We start from the raw sequence: 9,630 nt of genomic DNA, 5'->3' as shown, positions 1-9,630 counted from the left end.
ACTGATTTTATACTTTCTTAACTTAGCACAAAAGCGCAAGCGCCCGATTAGAAACGTAGCGACTGTCAACGGAGATAAAGGAAGCACGATGAGCTTGCGAGCCGATGATGACTTAGATTAGGGCGATTCGTGAAGTCGCCTCGTTTCTGGGCGCTGGAGCTAAACGCAGCTCAACACTCCCATATTTAACCACATGGGCAAATTTTATAATTTCCTAAACAATAAGCAAAAACACCAAAAGTAATCCATCTACTTTCGGTGCCTTCATCCTTTAGCCTAGTTTATTTTTCTTTGCTGCTTTCTCTCGTTCATTTTTATTTAAGATTTTTTTACGTAATCTAACCGACTCAGGTGTTACTTCACAATATTCATCATCATTTAAATACTCAATAGCTTCTTCTAGAGACATATCACGAGTTTTTCTAATGGTTGCGGTTTGGTCTTTTGTAGCAGAACGCACATTTGTTAAGTGCTTTTCTTTGGTAATATTTACAGTTAAATCATTGTCACGATTATGTTCACCAACAATCATACCAGCATAAACTTCTGTTCCTGGATTAACAAAAATAACGCCACGATCTTCTAATTGCATAATCCCATAAGTAGATGCTTTACCATTCTCAAGAGCAACAAGTACTCCTTCTCTTCTACCACCAACTTGACCTTTAATCACGGGTTCATAATCATCAAAGGTATGGTTTAGAATTCCATAACCACGTGTTTGTGACATAAATTCAGTAGAGTAGCCTAATAACCCACGAGATGGAACCTTAAATTCTAACCGAACTTGTCCATTCCCTTGGTTTACCATATCAAGCATTTCACCTTTTCTTGCACCAAGTGATTCCATAATTGCACCCGTATATTCTTCTGGAACATCAACCTGTACACGTTCTACTGGCTCACACGGAACGCCATCAATTTCTTTAATGATTACCTGTGGTTTAGACAACTGTAATTCATAGCCTTCCCGCCGCATGTTCTCAATTAGAATGGATAAGTGGAGTTCACCACGACCAGAAACAACCCAAGCATCTGGAGAGTCTGTCGGTTCAACTCGTAAACTGACATCTGTCTCTAATTGCTTCATCAAGCGCTCTTCTATCCTACGTGAAGTGATATATTTGCCTTCCCTACCAGCAAATGGACTATTATTAACAAGGAAAGTCATTTGTAGTGTTGGCTCATCAATTCGTAGCCAAGGTAATGCTTCCGGATGATCCTGCGGACATATCGTTTCACCAACATTAATGTCCTCCATACCTGCTACTGCAACTATATCGCCTGCTACTGCTTCTTGAATTTCTATTCGTTTTAAGCCAATAAATCCAAACAGTTTAGTAATGCGGAATGATTTTTGAGTACCATCCTTTTTAAGGACAACCACTTGCTGACCAACACTTATTTTTCCTCTAACTACTCTACCGACTCCAATTCTTCCAACGTAATCATTATAGTCAAGTAACGTAATTTGGAACTGTAGTGGATCTTCACGATTATCTACTGGTGCTGGAATATGCTCAAGAATAGTCGTAAATACTGGATCCATTGTTTCCTCTTGTTCCTCAGGTTCAAGACCCGAGGTACCATTTAATGCAGAAGCATATACAACAGGAAATTCTAATTGCTCATCATCTGCACCTAATTCAATAAATAAATCAAGCACTTCATCAATTACTTCATGTGGGCGTGCATTAGGACGATCAATTTTATTAAGCACAACAATTGGTGTTAGTTTTTGTTCTAATGCTTTCTTCAACACAAATCGTGTTTGTGGCATTGTCCCTTCATAAGCATCAACAACTAATGCAACTCCATCCACCATCTTCATAATACGTTCTACTTCTCCACCAAAATCTGCGTGCCCTGGTGTATCTAGAATGTTGATGGCTGTATCTTTATATTTAATCGCTGTATTCTTTGCCAAAATTGTAATCCCACGTTCTCTTTCAATATCACCGGAATCCATAGCACGTTCATTGACCTGTTCATTTTCACGGAAAGTCCCAGAATATTTTAAAAGCTGATCAACTAATGTTGTTTTACCATGGTCTACATGGGCAATAATAGCGATGTTGCGAATATCTTTTCTTAATTGCATACGTACGCTCCTCTATTCTTTACGAGATGATTCAAACCATTCAATTATAACACAATAACCAGCATAGAGTAAAAGTTTTAAAAATAATCAACCGGTAAAAACAATTTTAAATTTTGCTCCTCCTAATTCGGAACGCGCAACCGTAATTTTCCCTCCTGATTGCTCTATAATAGCACGGGCTATTGCTAGACCCAGTCCAGTTTCGCCACCTTTACCTTTTACAAATCGATGAAAAATATGCGGTATTAATTCTTCTGGTACTCCATCCCCGTCATCTTCAATCATAATTACAACCTTCTTATTTTGTTTTGTAATAGTAAGCCGAACTAACGATTTCGAATGACGAATCCCATTAAATGCCAGATTTACTAAAGCACGTAATAGTTTCTCTCCATCTGCATACAATTCTGGAGAACCATCGATGGCATGTTCTAATTCAATTCCTTTTTCACTTACTAATGGTAATGCTCTATCAACTACCTGCTCCATAATTTGTGATAGTTGGAGTTTCTCAGGATTATAAACATCTGGTTCACTGTCTAGTTTAGCAAGCAAAATCATTTCATTAATGATCTTTTTCAACCGGTTTACTTCAGAAACCATAACTTCTAGACCTTTCGCTTCCTCTTTCTCATCAAAAATTTTATCTCTAATGCCTTCTGCATATCCCTGTATTGTCATTAATGGTGTTTTGAGCTCATGACTCGCATTTTGGAAAAAGGTTTGCTGTGAATTAATGTATCGTTGTAATTCGTTTGCCATTTCATACACGCTTTGTTCCACTTCCTTGATTTCTCCTGTTGCATTAATTCGATCCATCGAATCAAATTGTCGCTTTTCGATTTTCTTCAGTTGTCGTTTTAATTGGGAGAGCGGTGTTACTAATTTACGTGTGAAGAAATAACTGATGATCGTTGCAGCAACTCCACCAATCAAAAATACAATTAACAACCGAAATATAAAATTCTGTTGAACTACCTCAATATCACTTAATGGTGTTAGCAAGATTAATTCTAATCCAGTACTTTCCGGTACAAGCAGAATACGAGAAGTTACATACTTGTCATTTTTATATTCCCATAATGATTTACTTGTATCTGCAAAATCATTGGATTTAAAGAATTCAGTTGCTACACTATTGGATAGCGTAGAATAAAAAACTGCATTCTGATTGCGGTCATAAAGAAAAAGTTGTAAATCCTGATCCTGAAGGAAGCTATTTAAGTTTTGAATATCGGGTCTTCCATATTGCTCATTTAATACTTCAATAAGAAGGTCACCTTTTTGTTTTAATTGTCGTTGCTCGTCTTGGATAAGCATATCTAAAATTAATGAATAAATGAAATAGCCTGTAACTGTCATTACTACGAGTAATAAGGCAGTAAAGGCAGCATTCAATTGGGATTGTAGCTTCATTCTGCTTCTCCCTCATAGCGAAGTCGATAACCGTATCCCCAAACAGTCTCCAATGGCAAATCAGGTAGTTTTTTTCGAATTCGTTTAACAAGGTCATCGACCGCACGATCACTACCAAAATAATTATTTCCCCAAATTTTAATTAACAGTTCCTCTCGTGAAAATGCCCTATTTACATTCTCCGCTAGGATTAGCAACATATCAAATTCTTTTGTCGTAACTTCAAATTCATCCGTATTAAAAAATATTCGTCGTTCATTTTTATCAATCACCAAATGATCTACAGTTATTTTCTCCTGCGTCATATCTTTTTGTTCTTGTACGATGACAGATCGTTTAAATAATCGCTTAACTCTAGCTACAAGCTCCCTTGGACTGAATGGCTTTGTTAAATAATCATCACCACCAAGTTCTAATCCAAGAATTTTATCAATTTCCTCATCTTTCGCAGAGATAATAATAATTGGTACTTCACTTTCATTACGTATCTTTTTGCAAAACTCGTAACCATCCATACCAGGAAGCATAATATCTAGGATCCACATATCTGGTGGTTCATTCATCCAAATCTCCCAAGCATCTTCTGCTGTTTCCGATAAGGTTACGTTAAATCCTTCTTTCTTAAGATAAGCAGAAACGATATTTTGAATATTTGGGTCATCTTCAACGATGCCAATATGATAGTTCATGTTTTGCCACCTTTTCCCGAAATTAATTACTTCTATTTTCACATAAATCCTGCATGATGAACACTTAAATGTTTTTACACATTTTTTCCACATTTATACCAAATGAATCCCAAACTGCTTGGCTACAATAAATGTATCAATGGTAACTTCATTCATACGCAGCATGACTGCGTGAGGAAGTGACCGTTTACTTATATTCAGGCTAAGGGACAGTATTTATAAGCGTCTCCCCTACTCCCCTCGACGTTTGTAGATGCTTGTCTCGATAGCCTGTGTTTAAAATTTGTCATAAAGGGTGAGCTAAAATGGATTATAAAGACGAAAATCAGAACAAAGATTTTAGTGGTTACTCTAATGAGCAGGAATCTATTGACGAACAGCCATTATCAGATAATCAACATATACGGGATGAATCCCAAAATAATGCAGATACCGGTACTACCGAAACATATATAGCCTCCAAGGAACGCAATAAACCTCCTAAAAATAAATCTGCGCTACACTTTATCCTTGGAGGACTGTCAGGTGGTATCGTATCTGTAGTGCTCATAGTAGCATTAGTATTAACCAATGTAATCCCATTAAATCAACAAGGTAATAATGGCAACACTGCTTCCGATAATGGGAACAAAACAGCTGACGTTATAAAAACACTTGCCTCCGATGATGCAAATGTTGCTACTAATATTGAAGAGACATCACAAGCTGTGGTAGGAGTAATCAATATGCAACAGCAAAGCGTTTGGACAGAAAGCCAAGAAGCCGGAACTGGATCAGGAATTATTTATAAAAAGGAAAACGGCAAGGCATATATTATCACTAATCAACATGTGGTTGCAGGAGCTAAGGAAGTAGAGATAGCACTTAATTATGAAGAAGAACGCCTTAATGCTACCGTATTAGGTACGGATGAACTAACTGATTTAGCTGTCCTGGAGGTAGATGGAGATAAAATTACAACTGTTGCAAATATGGGATCATCAAAAGATTTAAAGGTTGGAGAAACTGTAATGGCTATTGGTAACCCTCTTGGTATGGAGTTTGCCAATACAGTTACAAAAGGTGTCGTAAGTGGATTAAATCGTTCGATCGATATTGACACTAATGGTGATCGACAACCAGATTGGGTAACCGAGGTTATTCAAACAGACGCGGCAATTAATCCAGGAAATAGTGGCGGAGCATTAGTAAATGAAAATGGTGCGGTCATCGGAATAAATTCCATGAAAATTGCCCGTCAAGAAGTGGAAGGTATCGGTTTTGCGATTCCAGTAGATACAGCACTACCAATTTTGGAGCAATTAGAGAAAGATGGCGAAATTAAACGACCTTTAATAGGAATAAGTACAGCTGCTCTTAGTCAGGTACCACCGCAATATCGCAGTGAAATTGCATTACCTGAGGATGTAAAAGGTGGAATGGTAGTAGCAGATGTGCAAAATGGCTCCGCAGCAGACAAAGCTGGGCTACAACAATTTGACGTCATTACAAAAATTAATGGAAACGAAATTACTTCGATACTAGAGTTACGTCAATTTTTGTATTCAGATGCAACAGTTGGAGAAAAAGTTGAAATAGAGTATTATCGCGGCGGAAAAAAACAAACCGTAGAATTAACCTTACAAGCGCAAGAAAATAATACAGAAAACGCAACAAACCAATAAGTATTCAAACAAACGCTTGATGAACATACCTAGACTGTCGAGAAATGCTCTTCTCGGCAGTTTTTTATTATGGGAAAGAAAGATTACGCTTAGCCCATCGTTCACATTAAGGGCGCTATACTGTTTATATCGCTATGCTTCACCCGAGCATACAGAGAAAAAACGATATTATCCATTGAAGCAAGAAGTTAATTTCACTTATAATGAAAAAATAGTAATGAAAAAACAAGGAATATTACTAATTATGTCGAAGTTAGTTCTGGAAGAGTTATACTGCATACAAATACATATAAAGGAGTGATTAATTATGCTATGTCCAAGTTGTGGACAAGAAACAGAGAAAGGAAAGTTTTGTACCAACTGTGGTGCTCTCTTAGCAGATGAGCCAGCAGCATCTGCGGAGCCAGAGGAAAATAAAGAACAGGAAATCCATCATGAGCAGGCTCATTCAGGTGCATCACAAAAGAAGGAAAATGATTTCACAGCCACTGTAAAAAAAGAATCGGCAAATTTTGGAGCCTTTTTTATGCGATTAATAAAGGCTCCTAGCAAAGCCAAAAACATAACGGATCATGAATTAGTGCCTGGTGTTATTACAATGGTTTTATTTTCCGTCTTGATTGCTTTAGGTACCTATTTGGTGATGATGCAAATTGGTAGTATGTTTATGACCGTTAATTTTTTAGATGGATTTATTCTTCCACTCTTACAATTTCTTGTTTTATTTGTGATTGTTTCCGGATTAACATTTGCGGCTTCGAAGCTAACAGCGCAATCATTAACCATCTATGATGTATTAGCCAAAACAGGTGCATATACTGTTCCATATATGTTTATTTATGTTCTTGGTATATTACTTAGCTTAATTAATTTACCATTTGCAGGTACGTTCTTTTTCGTTAGTTTACTTGGACCCATTTTATTTATCCCTACACTAATCCTGTTAGAAAAACCTGCAAAAGGCTATGACAGAATATATGTGTTAATCGGATTATATTTAGTTTCGTTTATCCTATCCGGTCTTTTACTACAAAACGTAGTCGGAACATTTTTTGGCGGTTTCATGGATAGCATATTTAGTGGTTTCTAATTATAAAAATAACACCCCTTTTTTCAAGTCATATGAAATAGGGGTGTTTTTACTTATCCGAAGAAGAGATCAAAGATGTTACTACCGGTAGAGCTCTTCTTATTATAGAATTCAGAATACCCACAGTTCTTGCAATAGACGACTATAAACTGATTATGCTGCATATCAAACATCTTTGATAAGCCCGTTCCAGTCATTGCAACTTCCTTTTGATCCGCATCCGTACTTCCACATTTAATACATCCATTATTTTCATTCAATTTCGATCACTCCTTATATCGTAATACGAAATGAGGAGCAAAAGGTTTCACATCTTCATGTATGCCAAATATACCTAATCCAAATCTTCTTCGTACTTATTATGATTTGCTGCTGGATGTGTATACTTACCATGAATATCAGCTGCTAGAAATTCTTCTACACTTTCTACAGCACCTGGCGCTCCATCACTATTCGGATACATTTCATCATAGTTTTCTCTATCTCCATATAAGTCAGAAGGCGTTTCAGATGTACCGTATACACTTACCTCCTGCCAAGCATCTTCTGCGTCATATTCAACCTGTAATTCCTCAGACGTATCATCGGGATTAATATTGGGACTATACACCTCTTCTTCTATTGTACGATGCTGTTTAAACACATTATTATTGGCGTGCTCTATACAACGATCTGCAGTTGGGATAGCAGCCAATCGCTCGTAAGGTATATCTGCCCCACATTCGCTACAAATTCCATATGTTCCCTCTTCAATCGCATGTAAGGCTGCATTTATTTCTTCTAATTCTCGCTCTGCATGTTCATTTAAAGCTAGATCCTTTGATCTTTCGAATAACTCTGATGCCGTATCACCTGGATGATTATCATAATTAGACAGCTCCCCAACTGATTCCTGGGCTGTCTCTAACGTCATCCCGAGATGGTCTTGTACATGATTAATTAGTTCTGTTTGTCTATTTAATAAGGCCGACTTGCATGCCGCTAATTCTTGGTTCGAAATCATGAAGATCGTCCTCCATTTTTATAAATATGTAATTATACTATGCACAAGATTGGACAACGACATTCTTTATTTTTGCTCCCAAATCATGTCAATAAGTAAATAGGTGTTTTTCATTTTCTTCTCAATATTTTTTGGGTATATATAACACTTTATCGGACATAGTGTAATAATATATTTTGCTTATTTACGTTTTTTATTTATTATCGTTACATATTATAAAGTGTCACATCATATGCTAAAATAAGAACAAATGTTCTTAAGGGTGATTAAATGAATACTGAATTAAAACAGCTAATACAGGATTTTATTGTAATACCAATGGCTATAAAAGTTTATGAACAAGATAAAAAGCTTATTGCTGCTGATTTTACTATGGCTAATTTGTACATTAGTATGATTGATGCAGTGATAGATCGATTAAGACAAGTGCAAATTGAAACAAAGAAAAAACTTTATACGAAGTATCATGTCGATGTGAAAAGAGTTGGTAATACAAGTTATAAGTGGCTAAGCCGTGGCGAATCTGGATTAATTGAATTCACGCCGCAGGAACTAAGGGAAATGACAAGGGACATCATGGAAAAGTATATGTACGGTACAAAGTTTAAATTGAAAGATGGATTTGTGGATCAATTGAGAAGATTAGAGAAGGAAAACCCTCGCTAAAATGCGAGGGTTTATTTTTTACATAGCTCTTCCGTACTGGTTCAGCGAAAAAGATATTATCTAACTAAATGTTCTCAAAATGCTACTTTTCTGGTTTCTACGAGTTTATTTCCATCTGTTATATCATAAATATTTACTACTAATTTGCTACCGAAAACACCATTTGCTTGAGATACCCCTTCAAAATGCATCTGATTAGACTGTGCATTAATCGTAATGTCTTGGACTTTACTTTTTCCAGAATCAGATAAGCTATTCCAGCAGTATCCCGTATCTTCATTAAACTGATATTTTTTCGTATGTGGTGTTCCTTTATAATCTATCCACATACCCTTAGTGTGAATATTTGTTCGAAGGTTACTACCCACTGCTTTATAGTAAACAGGACCTTTGTAACTCTGTTGTTCAAGATAAGTAGTTGCTTTATACTTTTTATGAGCTGGTACTTTTACATTTTGTGCTGGTGCAGTCAACGTTATGGTTTCTGTATTTGTAGTAGTTTTTGTATCAGAAGAGTTAAACACACCTGTTACTTCCGTACCTTCTTTTAAAATCAATGGCAACTTAAAAATTTTTCCTTTTCCATTGATAGAAAATCCTCTTGTCATCGAAGTACTAGTAGTTTCTGTTACTGTTTTAGTATAGGTGGCTGTATTAAACGATTGCTCTGTGTCTGTTGTATTGTTGAATTCATTATGTCCTAAATACAACGGGGTGACATCTTCAAATTTGAAGTCGCTTCTTACGCTGTTAGGATCAACTTCAAGATTGAAATTTGTAGTGACGCTGGTTGGTTTGTCATAAAGAGTATACATACTATCACGAATAGTACCTGCCAAACGTTCATCATAGTAAATATAACCTATGTCATCTAATTTTTTATTTAAATCTACAACTATGATTCCTTGTCTCGCATTATTAGCATTTTCAGCAAATGCTTTTTCTGATAATCCTGAAGTTACATCCACGCCTTCTAAAGTTTTTTTATTCATAATACTACT

Annotated in this window: 9 protein-coding genes; 3 read left to right on the top strand and 6 right to left on the bottom strand. The window is 36.3% G+C overall.

Annotation, left to right across the window (positions count from 1 at the left end; translation table 11 throughout):
- Window positions 1–271: 271 nt before the first annotated feature.
- The 3 genes from typA to JUJ52_RS21875 form a co-directional block, all read right to left on the bottom strand.
- Window positions 272–2,101 carry a translational GTPase TypA gene (typA, locus tag JUJ52_RS21885; RefSeq protein ID WP_166530320.1) on the bottom strand — a complete coding sequence of 610 codons (1,830 nt, stop codon included), beginning with the start codon at window positions 2,099–2,101 and terminating at the stop codon, window positions 272–274.
- 87 nt (window positions 2,102–2,188) lie between these two features.
- Window positions 2,189–3,517, bottom strand: coding sequence for a sensor histidine kinase (locus JUJ52_RS21880; RefSeq protein WP_121604522.1), 1,329 nt, complete (start codon window positions 3,515–3,517; stop codon window positions 2,189–2,191).
- Complete coding sequence (locus tag JUJ52_RS21875) at window positions 3,514–4,206, bottom strand: response regulator transcription factor (RefSeq protein WP_121604521.1); 693 nt, start codon at window positions 4,204–4,206, stop codon at window positions 3,514–3,516. The genes JUJ52_RS21880 and JUJ52_RS21875 overlap by 4 nt, the downstream gene beginning before the upstream one ends.
- A gap of 305 nt (window positions 4,207–4,511) precedes the next feature.
- Here JUJ52_RS21875 and JUJ52_RS21870 point away from each other — a divergent pair, with 305 nt between their 5' ends.
- Window positions 4,512–5,870: a S1C family serine protease gene (locus JUJ52_RS21870; protein ID WP_026682705.1), complete on the top strand. Its 1,359-nt coding sequence runs from the start codon at window positions 4,512–4,514 to the stop codon at window positions 5,868–5,870.
- A 307-nt stretch (window positions 5,871–6,177) separates the two neighbouring features.
- Complete coding sequence (locus tag JUJ52_RS21865; RefSeq protein WP_205389550.1) at window positions 6,178–6,960, top strand: hypothetical protein; 783 nt, start codon at window positions 6,178–6,180, stop codon at window positions 6,958–6,960.
- Between the two features lie 53 nt (window positions 6,961–7,013).
- Here the strand turns inward: JUJ52_RS21865 and JUJ52_RS21860 are convergent, their stop codons facing one another.
- Window positions 7,014–7,220, bottom strand: a complete 207-nt coding sequence (locus JUJ52_RS21860) for a zinc ribbon domain-containing protein (protein ID WP_026682707.1) — start codon at window positions 7,218–7,220, stop codon at window positions 7,014–7,016.
- 74 nt (window positions 7,221–7,294) lie between these two features.
- Complete coding sequence (locus tag JUJ52_RS21855; RefSeq protein WP_026682708.1) at window positions 7,295–7,963, bottom strand: TraR/DksA C4-type zinc finger protein; 669 nt, start codon at window positions 7,961–7,963, stop codon at window positions 7,295–7,297.
- A gap of 270 nt (window positions 7,964–8,233) precedes the next feature.
- On the opposite strand from JUJ52_RS21855, the gene JUJ52_RS21850 reads away from it, so the two are divergent.
- On the top strand, window positions 8,234–8,629 hold the full coding sequence (locus JUJ52_RS21850; protein ID WP_026682709.1) for a YhjD family protein: 396 nt from the start codon (window positions 8,234–8,236) through the stop codon (window positions 8,627–8,629).
- Between the two features lie 74 nt (window positions 8,630–8,703).
- On the opposite strand, the gene JUJ52_RS21845 is transcribed toward JUJ52_RS21850, so the two are convergent.
- Window positions 8,704–9,630: ETX/MTX2 family pore-forming toxin (locus JUJ52_RS21845; RefSeq protein WP_228089196.1), on the bottom strand; the 927-nt coding region annotated here is incomplete at its 5' end.

This window comes from Virgibacillus sp. AGTR (assembly GCF_016919725.2).
GTDB classification, from domain to species: domain Bacteria; phylum Bacillota; class Bacilli; order Bacillales; family Amphibacillaceae; genus Virgibacillus; species Virgibacillus salarius.
Note: the sequence above shows the minus strand (reverse complement) of the source record. Positions and strands in the feature narration are given on the sequence as shown.

Coding starts and splice junctions, on each gene's coding strand:
- typA (WP_166530320.1), bottom strand. CDS start 2,101: ATGCAATTAAGAAAAGATATTCGCAACATCGCTATTATTGCCCATGTA.
- JUJ52_RS21880 (WP_121604522.1), bottom strand. CDS start 3,517: ATGAAGCTACAATCCCAATTGAATGCTGCCTTTACTGCCTTATTACTC.
- JUJ52_RS21875 (WP_121604521.1), bottom strand. CDS start 4,206: ATGAACTATCATATTGGCATCGTTGAAGATGACCCAAATATTCAAAAT.
- JUJ52_RS21870 (WP_026682705.1), top strand. CDS start 4,512: ATGGATTATAAAGACGAAAATCAGAACAAAGATTTTAGTGGTTACTCT.
- JUJ52_RS21865 (WP_205389550.1), top strand. CDS start 6,178: ATGCTATGTCCAAGTTGTGGACAAGAAACAGAGAAAGGAAAGTTTTGT.
- JUJ52_RS21855 (WP_026682708.1), bottom strand. CDS start 7,963: ATGATTTCGAACCAAGAATTAGCGGCATGCAAGTCGGCCTTATTAAAT.
- JUJ52_RS21850 (WP_026682709.1), top strand. CDS start 8,234: ATGAATACTGAATTAAAACAGCTAATACAGGATTTTATTGTAATACCA.